The organism is Xanthomonas euroxanthea, assembly GCF_900476395.1.
GTDB classification, from domain to species: Bacteria; Pseudomonadota; Gammaproteobacteria; order Xanthomonadales; family Xanthomonadaceae; genus Xanthomonas; species Xanthomonas euroxanthea.
Map to the genome: position 1 here is coordinate 1,118,853 of NZ_UIHB01000001.1, position 17,347 is coordinate 1,136,199.

Here is a 17,347-nt window from a genome sequence, read left to right on the forward strand (position 1 = left end):
TAACAGGGGGTCGATCCGGGACCTCGGTGCTGACCTATGGAAGGCGGCACCGGCTACCACCGCCACGGCGGTGCTCTTTGATCTAGAAGGGAATTCGATGTCGAACGAGTCTTTCCGCAAGTGCCCCCGCGCACTCACCATCCTGAGCGCGGCTGCGCTGACCTCGTTGTTGCTGGCGACCCCGGCCTTTGCCGGTGAGGTCTATCTGGATGGCCTGGCCACTGCCCAGACCCACCAGAAATTCATCGTGACCTACAAGGACGGCAGCACCGCGCTGGCCAGTCCCACCGCGTTGAGCACGTCGCTGCGCACCGCCGCGCGCGCTGTTCCGGCCAAGGCCGGCAAGGCGCTGGGCCTGAACTCGGTGCGCCGCCTGGCGCTGGGACCGGAGCTGGTCAGGACCGACCGCGCACTCGACCGCGCCGAAGCCGAAACCCTGATGCGCCAGCTGGCATCCGACCCCAACGTGCAGAGCGTGGAGGTGGACCAGATCCTGCACGCCACGCTGACCCCGAACGACACCCGGCTGTCCGAGCAGTGGGCCTTCGGCACCACCAACGCCGGCCTCAATATCCGCCCGGCCTGGGACAAGGCCACCGGCGCCAATGTGGTGGTGGCCGTGATCGATACCGGCATCACCACTCATGCCGATCTCAACGCCAACATCCTGCCGGGCTACGACTTCATCAGCGATGCCACCACGGCGCGCGACGGCAATGGACGCGACAGCAATCCCGCCGACGAAGGCGACTGGTACGCCGCCAACGAGTGCGGCACCGGCATTCCCGCCGCCACTTCCAGCTGGCATGGCACCCATGTGGCCGGCACGGTGGCCGCGGTGACCAACAACACCACCGGCGTAGCGGGCACTGCCTACAACGCCAAGGTGGTGCCGGTGCGCGTGCTCGGCAAGTGCGGCGGTTCGCTGTCGGATATCGCCGACGCCATCGTCTGGTCGTCCGGCGGCAGCGTCAGCGGCGTGCCGGCCAATGCCAACCCGGCCGAAGTGATCAACATGTCGCTGGGCGGCGGCGGCACCTGCTCGGCCACCATGCAGAACGCGATCAGCGGTGCGGTCTCGCGCGGCACCACGGTGGTGGTGGCGGCGGGCAACGATTCCGTCAACGTGTCCGGTTCGCTGCCGGCCAACTGCGCCAACGTGATCGCAGTGGCAGCCACCACCTCGGCCGGCGCCAAGGCCAGCTATTCCAACTTCGGCACCGGGATCGACGTGTCGGCGCCGGGCTCGGCGATCCTGTCCACGCTCAACAGCGGCACCACCACGCCGGGCAGCGCCAGCTACGCCTCCTACAACGGCACCTCGATGGCGGCGCCGCATGTGGCCGGCGTGGTGGCGCTGGTGCAGTCGGTCGCGCCGAGTGTACTCACGCCGGCCGCCGTGGAAACCCTGTTGAAGAACACCGCGCGTGCGCTGCCGGGCGCCTGCTCGGGCGGCTGCGGTGCCGGCATCGTCAATGCCGATGCGGCGGTGACCGCCGCCATCAGTGGCAGCAACGGTGGCGGCACCGGCAACACCCTGACCAACGGCACGCCGGTTACCGGACTGGGTGCGGCCACGGGTGCGGAACTGAACTACACCATCGCGGTGCCGGCCGGTAGCGGCACGCTGACCGTGGCGATCAGCGGCGGCAGCGGCGACGCAGACCTGTACGTGCGTGCCGGCAGTGCGCCGACCGACACCACCTACACCTGCCGCCCGTACCGCAGCGGCAATGCCGAGACCTGCAGCATCAGCGCGCCGTCGGGCACGTACTACGTGCGGGTCAAGGCGTACAGCACGTTCTCCGGCGTGACCTTGCGCGCCAGCTACTGAGGCACGTTGGCACTGCCTGGCCATGGCCGGGCAGTGCCGATCCGGTGCCGCAGAGCGGCTTTACCCCATCAGCGACGTATCGCCCACGTCTGCCGCATCGGCAGGCGCCGGTGATGTGTTGCCGCTCGACCGGAATGGACATCGGTCAGTTGTCTCGCCGGGCGCACGCGCCCGTGCACCGCCCGACCCGATCCGCAGCACGCGGGGATGGTTCGGCCATCTCGCCGCACCTGCGGCACCCTCTCAAATAAGGAACGATCGATGTCCAATGTGTCGCAACGTCGTGCGCCCACGCGCGCGCTAGTGGTCCTGGGTGTGTCCGCGCTGACCTCGCTGCTGGCGGTGCCGGCGTTTGCCGGTCAGGTCAATCTTTCCGGCCTGGATTCGCAGCCCACCCTGGATCGCTTCATCGTCAAGTACAGGGACGGTTCCAGCGCCGCGGTGAGCCCGACCTCGATGCGTGCATCGCTCAGGTCGGTCGCCACCGCCGTGCCCGCACGCGCCGGCCGTGCGCTGGGCCTGAATCACGTGCGTCGCACCGCGCTGGGCTCGGAAGTGCTCAAGACCGACCGCGGCCTGGACCGCGCCGAGGCCGAGACGCTGATGCGCCGGATCGCCGCCGACCCGAGCGTGGAGTACGTGGAAGTCGACCAGATCATGTACCCGACGCTGACCCCCAACGACACCCGTCTGTCCGAGCAGTGGGGCTTCGGTACCACCGCCTCGAGCATCAACGTGCGTCCGGCCTGGGATACGGCCACCGGCACCGGCGTGGTGGTGGCGGTGATCGACACCGGCATCACCAGCCACCCGGACCTCAATGCCAACGTGCTGCCGGGCTACGACTTCATCAGCGACGCGGCACGCGCGCGCGACAACAACGGTCGCGACAGCAATCCGGCCGACCAGGGCGACTGGCGCGCTGCCAACCAATGCGGCTCCGGCGTGGCAGCGGCCAACTCCAGCTGGCATGGCACCCACGTGGCCGGCACCATCGCCGCGGTCACCAACAACAGCACCGGCGTGGCCGGCACCGCGTTCAATGCGCGCATCGTGCCGGTGCGTGCGCTGGGCCTGTGCGGCGGCACCACTTCCGACATCGCCGATGCGATCGTCTGGGCGTCCGGCGGTACCGTGTCCGGGGTGCCGGCCAACGCCAACCCGGCCGAGGTGATCAACATGTCGCTGGGCGGCAACGGCACCTGCTCCAGCACCTACCAGAACGCCATCAACGGCGCGGTGTCGCGCGGCACCACGGTGGTGGTGGCGGCCGGCAACAGCAATGCCAACGTGGCCAACTTCACCCCGGCCAGCTGCGCCAACGTGATCTCGGTGGCGTCGATCACCTCGGCAGGGGCGCGTTCGAGCTTCTCCAACTTCGGCAGCACCATCGACATCTCCGGCCCCGGCTCGGCGATCCTGTCCACGCTCAACAGCGGCACCACCACCCCGGGCAGCGCCAGCTACGCTTCCTACAACGGTACCTCGATGGCGGCCCCGCACGTGGCCGGCGTGGTGGCGCTGGTGCAGTCGGCGGCCAGCCGTCCGTTGACCCCGGCGGCGGTGGAAACCCTGTTGAAGAACACCGCTCGTCCGCTGCCGGGCGCCTGCTCGGGTGGCTGCGGTGCCGGCATCGTCAACGCGGCCGGTGCCGTCAGCCAGACCCCGTAAGCCACGCGCGGTGCCAGCGGCCGGACCGTTGGCACCGCGTCGGTCTGCGTGATGCAGTGTGGCTGCAGCACGCTTGGTATCCCCATTGCCCCGCCAAAACGCGGGGCAATGGCGTTTTTGGGGTGTACGGGGAGGGCAGGTCGGCTCAGTTCCGGTCGCCGCCGGCATCTACCGTTCAAGCCGCCGCCTTAACGAATCCCATGGTTCGCCACGTCTGGCTGGCCATCCCCGCTCAGGTCCGCTCGTACCGGGTCGATAGCGTGGGCAGGTGGGCAGCGACGCCAGTCGGCGCGCCTCACCACGATGCGAAGCGGCACACCTGTGCCCGCGTTTGCACCACGACATCTTGGGGAGGGGTCGATCCATGCACCATCTATCATTCAAAGGGTTACGCCATGTCGCGCTGGCCTGTGCACTGCTGTGCGGCACTGCGCCCGCGTTCGCCGGCGATGTCAGCCTGCAGGGGCTGGGGTCGGCGTCGGCCCATCAGCGTTTCATCGTCAGCTACAAGGACAGCAGCGCCGGCAACCGTGGCGGGCGTCTGAGCGGCTCGCTGCGCGAGATCGCCCGCGCAGTGCCGGCGCGGCGCGGGCGCGCGCTCGGCCTGTCGTCGTCGCGCTGGCTGGGCGTCGGGCCGCAACTGCTGGTGGCCGACCGCGCGCTGGACCGGGTCGACGCGGAAACGCTGATGCGGCGTCTGGCGGCCGACCCGTCGGTCAAGCGCGTGGAAGTGGACATGCTGATGCGTCCGATGCTGGTGCCGAATGACACCCGCCTGTCCGAGCAATGGGCGCTGGGCACCACGACCGCCGGCATCAACGTGCGGCCGGCCTGGGACAAGGCGACCGGCAAGGGCGCGGTGGTGGCCGTGATCGATACCGGCGTCACCACGCATCCGGAGCTGTCGGCCAATGTGCTGGCCGGCTACGACTTCATCAGCGACGCCTTCATCGCCCGCGACGGCAACGCACGCGACACCAGCGCCGCCGATGTGGGCGACTGGGCCGCGGCCAACGACTGCGGCAGCGGTGCCAGTGCGTCCAGCTCCAGCTGGCATGGCACCCATGTGGCCGGCATTGTCGCGGCCGCCGCCAACAATGGCACCGGCACGGCAGGCGTGGCATTCAATGCCAAGGTGCTGCCGGTGCGCGTGCTGGGCCGTTGCGGCGGCTATCTGTCCGATATCGCCGATGCGATCGTGTGGGCCTCCGGCGGCACGGTGTCCGGTGTGCCGGCCAATCCGACCCCGGCCAAGGTGATCAACCTGTCGCTGGGTGGCATCGGCACCTGTTCGACCACCTTGAGCAATGCGATCGCCAGCGCGGTATCACGCGGCACCAGCGTGGTGGTGGCCGCCGGCAACAGCAATGTCGATGTCTCCAACAGCGTGCCGGCCAATTGCCCGAACGTGATCGCGGTGGCGGCGACCACGTCGTCCGGGGCCAAGGCCAGTTTTTCCAACTTCGGCAAGGGCGTGGATATCGCCGCTCCCGGCCAGGCGATTCTGTCCACGCTCAACAGCGGCACCACCGCGGCGGGCAATCCCAGTTACGCGGTCTACAGCGGCACCTCGATGGCGGCGCCTCACGTGGCCGGCGTGGTGGCGTTGATGCAGTCGGTGGCGCTCAATCCGCTCAGTGCGGCCAGCGTCGAAGCCATGCTCAAGAGCACTGCGCGTGCATTGCCGGTGGCATGTCCGCAGGGGTGCGGGGCAGGGCTGGTCAATGCCGATGGTGCGGTGGCTGCGGTGATCGCCTCGACCACCCTGACCAGCAATGCAGCGCGCAGCGGCCTGGCCGCGGCGACCGGTAGTTCGCTGTATTACCAGGTCAATGTGCCTGCGGGCACGCGCAGCCTGCGGGTGGCGCTCAGCGGAGGCAGCGGCAATGCCGATCTGTCGCTGCGCGCCGGCGCATTGCCTAGCGATACCGCCTATGGCTGCCGTACCGCGGTGGTGGGCAACGCCGACAGCTGCACGCTGACCGCGCCTGCGGCAGGGGTGTATTACGTGCGGCTCAAGGCCACGCTGGCATTTTCGGCGGTCACGCTGGTGGCCACGTACTGAACGTGCGCGCGGCCCTGCGCGCCGGTGGGTGCAGGGCTGCGCCCGGCCTATGCGCGTGATCGCGCGTCGGGCACGTGGCACCGGCGCATCACTCACGTCTCCTGGCACGTGCGTGATCGCTGCCGCAAGCAGAAGGCACTTTTTGCATGTCCCAGGTGCTGGCCGGCACCAGCCGACATGCACGCGGCACGGGGATCGCCGCGTCTAGTCGCAGACACTGCAGGGCCGCGCCTGCAATGCGGCGACGATGCCGTCGCCCGGCAATTCCAGCAGCAAACCGCGTTGCCCGGCGTTGATCCACAGCGACGGGGCATCCAGTGCGCTGGCTTCGATCAGCACCGGCGCCTGGCGTTGTTGCCCGAGCGGGCTGATGCCGCCGACCTTGTAGCCGGTGCGACGCTCGGCATCGGCCACCTCCATCATGCGCGCGGACTTGCCGTGGCAGGCACTGGCCAGTTTCTTCAACGACACCCGGCGATCGCACGGGATCACCACGCATACGGCCTGGTCGTCGACCCAGGCCATCAGTGTCTTCAGCACCATGTGCGGCGCCAGCCCCAGGGCGGTTGCCGCCTGCACGCCCTTGGCGTCCGCATCGGCCTGGTATACGTAGGGGTGCAACACATAGGCCACGCCGGCGGCATCCAGGGCCCTGGTCGCGCGGGTGGCCTTGCTCATGGCGTCAGAGCGACTCGAAGCGGTTGGCGGCGACGTTCTTGCGCACCTTTTCCGGATTCCAGATGCGCCCGTTCATGGCGATGTACACGCCGGCCGGCAGCGACTGCACCGCGCCGACCGCGCAGCCGATATTGAACTCGGCATCCGAGCCGCGGAAGCGCGCCGGATTGAGCGCGCCGGTCATCACGATGGTCTTGTCGGCGATCGACTGCAGCACCTTGCCGGTTTCCACCATCGAATCGGTGCCGTGGGTGATCAGCACATGGCGCGTCGGCTGGGCGGCGATGGTGGCGCGCACCAGTTCGCGGTCGGCATCGGTGATGTGCAGCGAATCCTTGCGGATGATCGGAATCACCGAGAAGCGGAAGGTCACGCCCAGCTCCTTGAGGATCTGGCCGATCTGCGGGTCGCCGATCTGGTAGTCCGATTTGTCGTCGAAGTAGATCTTGTCGATCGTGCCACCGGTGGTGACGATCAGGAGGTCTTCCATTGCTGCCGGTCCTTCAAACGGGCGCGGTGCAGGCCGCGCGAGGGCCGTCATGATACGACCCCGGCGCATGCGTTGCCCAAGCCGGTCAACGCGGAGGGCGAGGGCGGCCGAAGCGCGCCGCCATCCCGGGGCCACCCACCAGTGCCACCACGAGCAGGGCCAGCAGCACTTCCAGCCACGCCAGTGCACGCGCCTGCGGCTGGCTCCAGGCGGCCATCACGCCGTGACTGAACCAGCCCAGCGCGAACACGCCGGCCCAGAAACGCGCGCGCGCGCTCCGCAGCGCCAGCGCAGCCATCAGCGCCGGCGGCAGTGCAAACACCAGCAGCGCCGCGGCGCGGTGGCGGTCGTCGTGAAACCAGGTCACGAACAACACCGTCAGCGCGATCAGCGCGGCGGTCAGCAACCAGTGCGTGGCGCGCAGGCTCACGGGCTGGCCAGGCGCCGGGCGATGTCGGCCACCCGCCGGCCCAGCGCACGCGCCAGCACGGCTTCGTCCTCACTCGGTTGCGGGTCGCCGCCGGCGCCGGAGACATGGCTGGCGCCATAGGGCGTGCCGCCGCTCGTGGTGTGGCTGAGTGCCGGCTCGGTGAACGGAATGCCGACGATCAGGCAGCCGTGGTGCAGCAGCGGCAGGTGCATCGACAGCAAGGTGGATTCCTGGCCGCCGTGCATCGCGGCGGTGGAGGTGAACACGCCTGCCGGCTTGCCGGCCAGGGTGCCGCTGGCCCATTCGGCGCCCAGGCTATCGAGGAAATGCTTCATCGGCGCGGCCATGTTGCCGAAGCGGGTCGGGCTGCCCAGCAGCAGCCCGCTGCACTCGGCCAGATCGGCCTTGTCCACATACGGCGCGCCCTCGTCCGGCACCGGCGGGGCGCTGGCCTGGGTCACCGCCGCCACCGGCGGTACCGTGCGCAGCCGCGCGCTCATGCCGGGCACTTCGCCGATGCCGCGCGCGATCTGCCGCGCCAGCCGCGCCACCGAACCGCCACGGCTGTAATACAGCACCAGAATCTCCGCCATCGCGCATCCACCGCCTGTGTAAGTTGCCGCAGTATCGGCCAAGCCACCACCTCGCTGCACGCTGCGGCTGCGGCAAGGCCGCGATGACGGCGCATCGGGTACCCTTGCGCGATGTCGCGCGTGAACAAACTCCACCAATGGAAGGAACGGCTGCGCGACCGCGCGCGGACCGTGAGCTTCGGGCGCTTCCTGTGGCGCCGCTTTCTCGATGACCGCCTGTTCCAGGCGGCCGCCTCGCTCGCCTACACCACGGTGTTCGCACTGGTGCCGCTGGCGATCGTGGTGTTCGGCGTGTTGTCGGCGTTTCCGGCCTTCAACGAATGGAAGGACGCGCTGACCGACTTCATCTTCAACAACTTCGTGCCCGGTGCGGCGCGTTCGGTGCAGAACTACCTCAACCGTTCGCTGGAAGATCTGGGCAAGTTCACCGTGGCCGGCATGGTCGCGCTGGTGGCCTCGCTGCTGATCACCCTGCACAGCATCGAGCAGACCTTCAACAGCATCTGGCGGGTGGCCGCCGCACGGCCGAAGGTGACCCGCTTCCTGATCTACTGGACGGTGCTGACCCTGGGCACGATGCTGGCAGCGGCTTCGATGGCGATGGCCGCCTACGTGTTCGCATTGCCGCTGTTCCGCACCACCGAAGGCCAGTGGCTGGCCGAATTCGCCTGGCGGCTGGCGCCGATGGCAGTGGAGTTCGTCTGCATCGTGCTGATCTACCGCGTGGTGCCGCAGCATGCGGTGCGCCTGCGGCACGCGCTGCCGGGCGCATTGCTGGCGGTGATCCTGATGGAGATCGTCAAATGGGGCTTCGGCTTCTATCTGGGCAACTTCCAGACCTATCAGCGCATCTACGGCGCACTGTCGGCGCTGCCGATCCTGCTGCTGTGGATCTATCTGAGCTGGGTGTCGGTGCTGCTGGGCGCTTCGCTGGCCTCGTCGATGTCTGCGTTTCGCTACCAGCCCGAAGCGATGCGGTTGCCGCCGGGCTTTGAGATCTATGGCCTGCTGCGCCTGCTTGGTCGTTTCCGCCAGGCACGCATCCATGGCAACGGGCTGGACGAAGACCGCATCCTGGCGCTGGAGCCGATGCTCACCGACACGCTGATGCAGGAGTTGCTGTGCGAACTCAAACGCATCCGCCTGCTGCGCCGCGACGAGCGCGGCCAATGGCTGCTGGCGCGCGATCTGGACGTGGTGCCGCTGGCCGAACTCTACGAAAACTGCCAGCTGCGCGTGCCGATCGAAGACCGCCCCCTGCCGTGCCGCGACGATGCCTACGGCCAGGCCGCGTCCGCTGCGCTGGAACAACTGCGTCAACCCTTGCGCAGCGTGCTGGCGCAACCGGTCGGCGACCTCTACACCCACCTTCCCGGAGACCCCTCATGACCGTGCGCCTCGTGCGCGGCGCCTGTGCGCTGCTGTTGCCGCTGTTGCTGCTGACCGCCTGCAAGCCCGCCAGCGAGGGCACGCCCGCTGCGGGCGGTGCAGCGCCTGCGCCCACCGCGCAGACGCCTGCTGCCCCCGCAGACCCGGCAGGCGCAACCGATACCTCGGTGGTGCAGCAGACCGCCGAGATGCCCAAGCTGTCGCTGCCGACCGTGACCGGCGAGGCCTACGACCTGGCTGCGCATCGCGGCAAGTGGGTGGTGGTCAATTTCTGGGCCACCTGGTGCGCGCCGTGCCTGAAGGAGATGCCCGAGCTGTCGGCGCTGCATACCATGCGCGACACCATCGAAGTGGTGGGCCTGGCCTATGAAGACATCAGCAGCGCCGACATGCAGGCGTTCCTGAAGGACCACCCGGTGTCCTACCCGATCGCCGTCCTCGACCCCTACCAGCCGCCCCAGGACTTCGCCACGCCGCGCGGGTTACCGATGACGTATCTGATCGGGCCGGACGGCAAGGTCGCCAAGCAGTTCCTCGGCCCGGTAACCGCACGCGATATCGAGACAGCGGTTGGCATCACCGGCAAGGCCGGTTGATGCAGGCGGCGCGCTTTATCGTCACCGGCGTGGTGCAGGGTGTGTGGTTCCGTGCGGCCACCCGCGAGCGCGCGGTTGCGCTGGGCCTGCGTGGACACGCGCGCAACCTGCCCGATGGCAGTGTGGAGGTGGTCGCTGCCGGGACCGACGCCGCCCTGGATGCGCTGGAAACCTGGTTGTGGCAAGGCCCGCCGGCGGCCCGGGTCGCGGCGGTGACACGCATGCCCTGCGCGCAGCCGCCGACTGAAGAATGTGTAACTGGCTGAGTCGCTGCCGCCGGCGCAGGCCAACAGACTTGCGATGCGTCGCCGATAACCTTGTCAGCGCGATCAGGCGCGCAGGGGAACTATATGGCCGCTCCATCTCAAGATCACACCGACGGGCACGAACCGCCTGCCCACCATCGCAACCGCCGCCTGGCGCAGCTTGCGCCATGGCTGTACCTGGGCGTCGTGGCGGGCAGCGGCTGGTTGTTGTTCCTGCAGCCGCAGACCCGTGTGCTGCAGCCTGGGCAGGCGGCCACCAGCTGGCTGCTGGCCTGGATCTTCGGCGGCATCGCGATCGGTGCGGTGCTGTGGAGCCTGAAACTTGCTCGTCGCGGCCTGGGCCCGTCGGCGGCTGGCTATCCGCTGTCGGCGCGTCTGCCCGATTCCTGGGCAGATGCCTATGCTGCCCTGTTGTGCCCGGCCACCGCCGCGCCGATGACCGCGTCCAGGCCCGATCCTGCCGGCACCCAGCGCGGCGCAGCCTGGCACCGTTTCGGCGGCGGCATGCTCAGCGTGGAAAATTTCGATCCCAATGACGCCACCCGTGCGCCCTGGGACAACCTCGATGCCCAGGCCTGCATCGCGCGTCTGGACGATGTCCGTCCGGCCTGGCAGAACGCCACCGCCAACCGCGCGCTGCAACAGGAGCGTCGCTACTGGCTGGATGTGGTGCTGTCGCTGCTCGACCATGGCGTGATGCGGCCGCTGCAGGACGGCTACCTGCCCGACACCGCCACGCTGCGCACCGAACGTTTCCTGCTCGGCGCCGATGCCGGCCCGGTCGTCCTGGCCGAGGTGCCTGCACTGTTCGCCCGCCGCCTGGCGCTGGCGATCGAAAGCCTGCCGGCCCCGCAACGCGAAGCCGCCGGCGTCCAATGGCGTCTGCTGCAGCAATTGCACGGCCTGGTTGCCGAAAGCCGCATGCTGGACGAGCGATCGCAGGTCATCCAGGTGCTGGCGTGGAATCCGGACGTGGACCTGGATCAGGTCGAAGTGGCCTACATCCTGGCCGCCGAGTACCGCCAGGGCATGCGCGACTGGTTGCGCCGCGCTGCGCTGGTGCGTCTGCCCGACAGCGCGCTGCGCCTGGACGAAGTGCTGCTATCGTCCTGCAGCCCGCTCGGTCCGCAGGCCGACGATGTGGATTACATCGAAGCGATGCGCCCGCTGCACCGCGGGTTCATGCAGCTGTTCAGTCAGCGCCTGAGCCAGCTGGTCTTGCAGGCCGAACAGGCCGAACGCCAGTCCGGCCTGTATCCCCTGCCACGCGCCACGGCCAGCGACGAGATCTCTCAGGACTGGCCGGCGTAATCGTCGATCGGTTCCAGTACTCCGTAACGTTCCTTGTGCGGCTTGCCATCCAGCGGTGGCAGCTGCAGCGTGTCATCGGGCACCGCGATGTCCGGGAGCCGATCCAGCAGGTTGCGGATCAGACTCAGTCGGCCCCGCTTCTGGTCGTTGAAATCCACCAGCGTCCACGGCGCGTCCGGCGTATGCGTCACCTCGAGCATGCGCTCGCGCGCGGCGGTGTAGTCCTCGTACTTGCTGCGTGACTGCAGGTCCACCGGCGACAACTTCCAGCCCTTGAGCGGATCTTCCTGGCGTTCGGCAAAGCGCTGTTCCTGCTCGGCCTGATCCACGCACAGCCAGTACTTGAACAACAGGATGCCGTCGTCGACCAGCAGTTGTTCAAAACGCGGCGCCTGATCGAGGAACGCTTCGTACTGGGCGTCGGTGCAATAGCCCATCACCCGTTCCACGCCGGCGCGGTTGTACCAGCTGCGATCCATCAACACCAACTCGCCGGCCGCCGGCAGGTGCGGCACATAGCGCTGGAAATACCATTGCGTGCTTTCGCGGTCGTTGGGTGTCGGCAATGCCACCACCCGGCACTGGCGCGGGTTCAGATGGCTGGCGATGGCCTGGATCACGCCGCCCTTGCCGGCGGTGTCGCGGCCTTCCACCAGCACCAGCGCGCGCTGGTTGGTGTGGCGCAGCCAGCGGGCCATGTTGACCAGTTCCAGCTGCAGCGGTGCCAACAGCTTCTTGTAGGCCTTGCGTTTCAGGTGCGACATGCGCGTTCCGACAGCGATGAAGCGCGCAGGCTATTCGCCCAGGCGTGGACGCAGTGTCGCCAGATTGCAGGGCTTGGTACGTGCATCCAGCTGCGCACGCACGATCTTTTCCCAGGCCGTACGGCAGGCCGAGGTGGAGCCGGGCAGGCAGAACACGAAGCTGTGGTTGGCCAGCCCCGCAAACGCGCGCGACTGCAGCGAAGAGGTGCCGATTTCGTCGACGCTGACCGCGCGGAACAATTCGCCGAAACCGGGCATGGTCTTGTCCAGCAATGGCGTGATTGCCTCCGGCGTGCTGTCACGGCCGGTAAAGCCGGTGCCGCCGGTGATCAGGATGCCGTCGACCTGCGCATCGGCGATCCACGCGGAGACGATCGCGCGCATGCGGTAACGGTCGTCCGGACACAGGGCGCGCTCGTGCAGCACGTGACCATCGTGAGTCAGGGCATCGACCAGATAGTCGCCGGAGCGGTCATCGGCCAGCGTGCGGCTGTCGGACACCGTCAGCACGCACAGGTGCAAGGGAATGAAGTCGAGATTGGAAGGCATGCCCCAAGCCTAGCGAGCCGGGACGCGCGGGTACAGCACCACGGCGTGAAGCCGCAAAACCCAGCTGCTGGCTTCGGTCAGGGCGGCAGCGCGGCCGGGGATCGGCTCCTCGGCTCGGCAGACATCCTGTCTGACTCGCCGCCGCGGCACATCCGTGTGCCGCTCTCCGCCAATTCCCGGCCACGCTGCCGCTCGGCGCGTTGTTTGCATGACCTGAAAAGCTTGAACAAGCTAATGAAGCGCCGCTTGTAGCCCCTCTCCCGCCGGGAGAGGGGTTGGGGTGAGGGTACGGCGAAGCAAGACGCCTGTCGGTACTCGCTTCGGTGAGGGCGGCAGCGCGGCTGGGGATCGGCTCCTCGGCTCGGCAGACATCCTGTCTGACTCGCCGCCGCGGCACATCCGTGTGCCGCTCTCCGCCAATCCCCGGCCACGCTGCCGCTCTGCACGTTGTTTCCATGACCTGAAAAGGTCTCGAAGAAATTCAATGACGCTTTTAAGCACCTCTCCCGCAGGGGCGAGGAGGCACAGCTGGGCGCGCGTGCCTTGGAGCGCCCGCGCCGCAAGCGCGGGCCGGGGCACGGAGCGGGAGTTGGATTGGGGTACAGCAGAAGACAGCCATCTACCTTGGAAAGGCAAGCAGGCCGCTAGTTACCTGGCCAACCATGTTGGCGCGCGAGTGCTTGCATCAGGTCGGCGAACCCGTCGGCAAACCCATCCATATCGAACACGCCCGACTCGCGCCGACGCTCCGCCACCCGCGCACGCAACGCACTCAATGCCGCTGGATCACTCGCCAACGCCACCGCCTTGGCCACAAACGCGGCATCGTCGGCCACATTCATCTCATCCAGCCCCAGGTGATGATTCAGACTGCCGGCCACGCGCGCGGCAAACGTCTCGCCGGGCGTTGTCAGCACCGGGCAACCCGCCCATAACGCATCCGAGGCGGTGGTGTGCGCGTTGTATGGATGCGTATCCAGGAACAGGTCGGCATGCCGGTAGCGCGCCAGATACTGCGCATGCGGCAGCTTCGGCATGAACACCAGGCGCTGCGTATCCACGCCTTGCGCCTGCGCCACCGCACGCAGGCGCGCGTCGGCCTCGCCCGGCCCGGACAACAGCCACAGCACGCTGCCCGGCACCGCACGCAACACCGCCAGCATGCGCGCCATGCTGCGTGGATTGAGCTTGTAGCTATTGTTGAAGCAGCACAGCACCACGCCATGCTCGGGCAAGCCGCACTGCGCCCGCGATGGTGGTTCGGCGACCACGCGCGAGGTATCCGACGGCTGGAACGCACCGTTCAGGCGCAGCACGCGCTCGCGATAGAACGGCTCCAGCGACGGCGGCAGCGCAAAGGCATCGCCCAGCACGTAGTCCATCCACGGCGCGCCCGATGTGCCCGGGTAGGCCAACCAGTTCAGCTGCACCGGCGCCGGCCGCAGCGCGAACACTTCCGGGCGCCCGCCGCCACCCCAGCCGCGCAGGTCGAACAGCAGATCGATGCCCTGGTCGCGGATGTGCTGCGCGGTGGCCGGGTGCCCGAGCGTGGTGACATCGTGCAGCGTGGTGGCGTGCGCCAGGCGCGTGCGGATCGCGCTGCGGTCGTCGTGGCTGGTGGCGAACAGATGCAGTTGCAGCGCCGGCTGCCGGCGCTTCAGCGCTTCGAACAACGCCACCGTCAGCAAGCCGGTGGGGTGCGCGCCAAACCCATTGGAAACGAAGCCTAGCCGCAGCGCACCCCGGCTGCGCACGGCAGTCGGCGCCAGCGGGCGCAGCATCGCGGCGACGGCCTGCGCGCGTGTCCGTGCACACGCCAGCTGTTCGGCTGCGCTGGCGTCCTCGCTCAGGAAGGCGAACGGTTCCACCGCCGCAGCGCCCCGCGCCACGGCATTGCGCACCTGCGCAGCAAGTGCATCCAGCGCGCGCCAATCGCACAGGCGGCGTCGCCAGTTGAGCAGTTGCGCAGTGATATACGGCTCGTCGGGCAGCAACTGATGCGCACGCGTGTACGCGGCCGCCGCAGCTTCGGCCTGGCCCGCATCTTCCAATGCATGCCCAAGCCATAACGCGATGCCCGGATGCTGCGGCACCAGGTCCGATGCCTGCCGCAGCAACGCTGCCGCCTCGGCATGCTGTTGCTGCGTCCAACGCACCCGGCCAAGCCGGGCCACGGCTTCCGGGTGGCCCGGCTGCAGCGCGAGCGCGCGTTGCACCGCGGCCTCGCCCGCAACGATCGCGCCCATGCCGAGTTCTGCATCGGCCAGCATCAGCCAGGCGACGAAATCGCCCGGCTGGCGCCGCACTGCCTCGCGCAGCTGCAGCAGCTCGCGCGGGACCTGCGCACTCACGGGCTGTCGCTCAACCGTGCCAGTTCGTCGGCCTGATGCTCGTGCAGCAGGCGTGCGATCAGTGCATCCAGGTCGCCTTCGATGATGTTGGGCAGGTCGTACAGCGTCAGGCCTTCCACGCGGTGGTCGGTGATGCGCCCCTGCGGGAAGCTGTAGGTACGGATGCGCTGGCTGCGGTCGCCACTGCCGACCTGCAACTTGCGCGTCTGCGCTTCGGCGGCGGCCGCCTTGCTGCGTTCGGCTTCCACCAATTGCGCCTTCAGCCGCTTCATCGCCTTGTCGCGGTTGGCGTGCTGGCTGCGCTCGGTCTGGCATTCCACCACCACGCCGCTGGGCACGTGGGTGATGCGGATCGCCGACTCGGTCTTGTTGACGTGCTGGCCGCCGGCCCCGGAGGAGCGGAAGGTGTCCACTTTCAGGTCGGCCGGGTTGATCACGATCTCTTCCACGTCGTCGGCCTCGGGAATGATCGCCACCGTGGCCGCCGAGGTGTGGATGCGGCCCTGCGATTCGGTCGCCGGCACGCGCTGCACACGGTGTGTGCCGGATTCGAACTTCAACCGCGAATAGGCGCCGCGTCCGACCACCCGTGCCACCACCTCCTTGTAGCCGCCGTGCTCGCCGGGGCTGTCGGACTCGATCTCCACCTTCCAGCCCTGGCGCTCGGCATAACGCGCGTACATGCGAAACAGGTCGCCGGCAAAGATCGCCGCCTCGTCGCCACCGGTGCCGGCGCGCACTTCCAAGAACAGGTTGCCGTCGTCGCGCGGGTCGCGCGGCACCAGCAGCAACGCCAGTTGCGCATCCAGTTCTTCCAGGCGCGCCTGGGCGGCGGCGATCTCCTCCTCGGCCAGCTCGCGCATTTCCGGATCGTTGCGCATCGCTTCGGCCGCGCTCAGGTCGGCCTTGGCACGCGCCTCGTCTTCCAGGGCCACGGCCACCGGCTCCAGCTGCGACAGTTCGCGCGACAGCGTGCGGAACCTGTCGTTGTTGCTGACCACATCGGGGTCGGAGAGCAGGTGCTGCAGTTCTTCGCGGCGCTCGGCCAGCGCTTCGAGCTTACGGCGCAGGGTCGGCGTCATCGGTCCTCGCGATCGGGGTAGTGACAGGGGGATGTTGGTAACCGGGCTTTTCCGGGAACAGCCGGTCGGCCGCGCTGGTCAATTCCAGGTCGTTGTTGAGCGCAGCATCGCGCAGCGCGGCGGTGGGCGGATGCAGCAGCCGGTTGGTCAGCGCGTGCGCCAGCTGTTCCAGCACCTCGTCGGCCGGCTTGCCGTTGTGCAATTGCTGGCGCGCCTTGGCCAGCAGCTCGTCACGGGTGCTGTCGCCGAACGCGCGCAAGCGCTTGAGCGGCGCCTGGCGCGTATTGGCCTGCACCGTTTCGACATAGCGTGCCACCTGCAGGTCGATGATGGCCTCGGCCTGGTCGGCGGCTTCCCGGCGGCCACGGCGGTTGTCTTCCACCGCGCGTTCCAGGTCGTCCACGGTGTACAGGTAGGCATCGCCCAGCTCGGCCACCGAGGCTTCGATGTCGCGCGGCACCGCCAGGTCGAACAGCAGCATCGGCTTGCGTTTGCGCGCGCGCAGCGCCTGGTCCACCTGCGCGCGCGTGACGATCGGCTCGCGCGCGGCGGTGGCCGAGAACACCACGTCGGCCTCGGCCAGGTGGCGGTCCAGATCGGTCAGCGGCAGTGCGTAGCCGCCGTGCTGGCTGGCCAGCGCCTGCGCATGGGCGAGCGTGCGATTGGCGATCAACAGGCGGCGCACGCGGCCTTCGCTCAGATGCTTGGCGGCCAGCTCGATGGTTTCGCCTGCGCCGATCAACAGCACGGTGGATTCGTTGAGCCGTGCGAAGGATTCCTGTGCCAGCCGCACCGCGGTGGAGGCCACCGACACCGGGTTGGCGCCAACGCGGGTGTCGGTGCGTGCCCGCTTGGCCACCGAGAAGGTCTGCTGGAACAAGCGGTCCAGTCCGCTTCCCAGCGCGCCGTGCGCACGCGCCACTGCCCAGGCATCCTTCACCTGGCCCAGGATCTGCGGCTCGCCCAGCACCATCGAGTCCAGCCCGGTGGCGACGCGGAACAGGTGGCGTACCGCCTGCTCCTCCTGATGCTGATACAGATAGCCGCTCAAGCCAGGGGCGTGGGTTTCCAGCCAGCTCACCAGGCTGTGCGGGTCGTCGGCCATCGCATACAGCTCGGTGCGGTTGCAGGTGGACAGCAACGCGGCCTCGCGCACCTGCGGCAACGCGCGCAGGGATTCGAGCGCGCGCGGCAACGCGTCACCTGCGAACGCCGCGCGTTCGCGCAGGTCCACAGGTGCCGTCTGGTGATTCAGTCCGAGCACCCACAACGTCATTG

General features: G+C 68.4%; 16 protein-coding genes. 7 read left to right on the top strand and 9 right to left on the bottom strand.

All coding sequences use genetic code 11. The features are described from left to right. Nucleotides 1-97: 97 nt before the first annotated feature. The 3 genes from CPBF1521_RS04845 (at nucleotide 98) to CPBF1521_RS04855 (ending at nucleotide 5,570) form a co-directional block, all read left to right on the top strand. Nucleotides 98-1,834, top strand: a complete 1,737-nt coding sequence (locus CPBF1521_RS04845; RefSeq protein WP_115676231.1) for a S8 family peptidase — start codon at nucleotides 98-100, stop codon at nucleotides 1,832-1,834. A 261-nt stretch (nucleotides 1,835-2,095) separates the two neighbouring features. Then, nucleotides 2,096-3,505, top strand: a complete 1,410-nt coding sequence (locus CPBF1521_RS04850; protein WP_164740885.1) for a S8 family peptidase — start codon at nucleotides 2,096-2,098, stop codon at nucleotides 3,503-3,505. A 364-nt stretch (nucleotides 3,506-3,869) separates the two neighbouring features. Then, nucleotides 3,870-5,570, top strand: coding sequence for a S8 family peptidase (locus CPBF1521_RS04855; RefSeq protein WP_115676232.1), 1,701 nt, complete (start codon nucleotides 3,870-3,872; stop codon nucleotides 5,568-5,570). A 204-nt stretch (nucleotides 5,571-5,774) separates the two neighbouring features. Here the strand turns inward: CPBF1521_RS04855 and ybaK are convergent, their stop codons facing one another. The 4 genes from ybaK to wrbA all read right to left on the bottom strand — a co-directional run bounded on the left by ybaK (nucleotide 5,775) and on the right by wrbA (nucleotide 7,761). After that, nucleotides 5,775-6,248, bottom strand: coding sequence for a Cys-tRNA(Pro) deacylase (gene ybaK, locus CPBF1521_RS04860; protein WP_115676233.1), 474 nt, complete (start codon nucleotides 6,246-6,248; stop codon nucleotides 5,775-5,777). Between the two features lie 4 nt (nucleotides 6,249-6,252). Continuing rightward, nucleotides 6,253-6,738: an asparaginase domain-containing protein gene (locus CPBF1521_RS04865; protein WP_016900703.1), complete on the bottom strand. Its 486-nt coding sequence runs from the start codon at nucleotides 6,736-6,738 to the stop codon at nucleotides 6,253-6,255. 85 nt (nucleotides 6,739-6,823) lie between these two features. Continuing rightward, on the bottom strand, nucleotides 6,824-7,168 hold the full coding sequence (locus tag CPBF1521_RS04870; RefSeq protein ID WP_115676234.1) for a DUF2069 domain-containing protein: 345 nt from the start codon (nucleotides 7,166-7,168) through the stop codon (nucleotides 6,824-6,826). Further along, nucleotides 7,165-7,761, bottom strand: a complete 597-nt coding sequence (gene wrbA / locus CPBF1521_RS04875; RefSeq protein WP_115676235.1) for an NAD(P)H:quinone oxidoreductase — start codon at nucleotides 7,759-7,761, stop codon at nucleotides 7,165-7,167. Before wrbA ends, CPBF1521_RS04870 begins: the two co-directional genes overlap by 4 nt. A gap of 111 nt (nucleotides 7,762-7,872) precedes the next feature. Between wrbA and CPBF1521_RS04880 the strand changes: the two genes are divergently transcribed. From CPBF1521_RS04880 to CPBF1521_RS04895, 4 genes are all read left to right on the top strand, one after another. Further along, nucleotides 7,873-9,150 carry a YihY family inner membrane protein gene (locus CPBF1521_RS04880; protein WP_104582248.1) on the top strand — a complete coding sequence of 426 codons (1,278 nt, stop codon included), beginning with the start codon at nucleotides 7,873-7,875 and terminating at the stop codon, nucleotides 9,148-9,150. After that, complete coding sequence (locus tag CPBF1521_RS04885) at nucleotides 9,147-9,746, top strand: TlpA family protein disulfide reductase (protein WP_115676236.1); 600 nt, start codon at nucleotides 9,147-9,149, stop codon at nucleotides 9,744-9,746. The genes CPBF1521_RS04880 and CPBF1521_RS04885 overlap by 4 nt, the downstream gene beginning before the upstream one ends. Beyond that, a complete protein-coding gene (locus CPBF1521_RS04890) occupies nucleotides 9,746-10,012 on the top strand; it encodes an acylphosphatase (protein WP_115676238.1) in 267 nt (88 codons plus the stop codon). Before CPBF1521_RS04885 ends, CPBF1521_RS04890 begins: the two co-directional genes overlap by 1 nt. Before the next feature lie 84 nt (nucleotides 10,013-10,096). Then, nucleotides 10,097-11,323 (top strand): hypothetical protein, encoded by a 1,227-nt coding sequence (locus CPBF1521_RS04895; RefSeq protein ID WP_115676240.1) that lies wholly within the window; start codon nucleotides 10,097-10,099, stop codon nucleotides 11,321-11,323. On the opposite strand, the gene ppk2 is transcribed toward CPBF1521_RS04895, so the two are convergent. The 5 genes from ppk2 to hemA form a co-directional block, all read right to left on the bottom strand. After that, nucleotides 11,305-12,087 (bottom strand): polyphosphate kinase 2, encoded by a 783-nt coding sequence (gene ppk2 / locus CPBF1521_RS04900; protein ID WP_115676241.1) that lies wholly within the window; start codon nucleotides 12,085-12,087, stop codon nucleotides 11,305-11,307. The two genes, CPBF1521_RS04895 and ppk2, sit on opposite strands and share 19 nt — an antisense overlap. 30 nt (nucleotides 12,088-12,117) lie before the next feature. After that, nucleotides 12,118-12,636 carry a molybdenum cofactor biosynthesis protein B gene (moaB, locus tag CPBF1521_RS04905; protein WP_039530503.1) on the bottom strand — a complete coding sequence of 173 codons (519 nt, stop codon included), beginning with the start codon at nucleotides 12,634-12,636 and terminating at the stop codon, nucleotides 12,118-12,120. A gap of 644 nt (nucleotides 12,637-13,280) precedes the next feature. After that, nucleotides 13,281-14,987 carry an O-linked N-acetylglucosamine transferase, SPINDLY family protein gene (locus CPBF1521_RS04915; RefSeq protein WP_115676243.1) on the bottom strand — a complete coding sequence of 569 codons (1,707 nt, stop codon included), beginning with the start codon at nucleotides 14,985-14,987 and terminating at the stop codon, nucleotides 13,281-13,283. After that, on the bottom strand, nucleotides 14,984-16,069 hold the full coding sequence (gene prfA, locus CPBF1521_RS04920; RefSeq protein WP_104582254.1) for a peptide chain release factor 1: 1,086 nt from the start codon (nucleotides 16,067-16,069) through the stop codon (nucleotides 14,984-14,986). The genes CPBF1521_RS04915 and prfA overlap by 4 nt, the downstream gene beginning before the upstream one ends. Next, a complete protein-coding gene (gene hemA / locus CPBF1521_RS04925; protein ID WP_115676244.1) occupies nucleotides 16,047-17,345 on the bottom strand; it encodes a glutamyl-tRNA reductase in 1,299 nt (432 codons plus the stop codon). Before hemA ends, prfA begins: the two co-directional genes overlap by 23 nt. Between the last annotated feature and the right edge of the window lie 2 nt (nucleotides 17,346-17,347).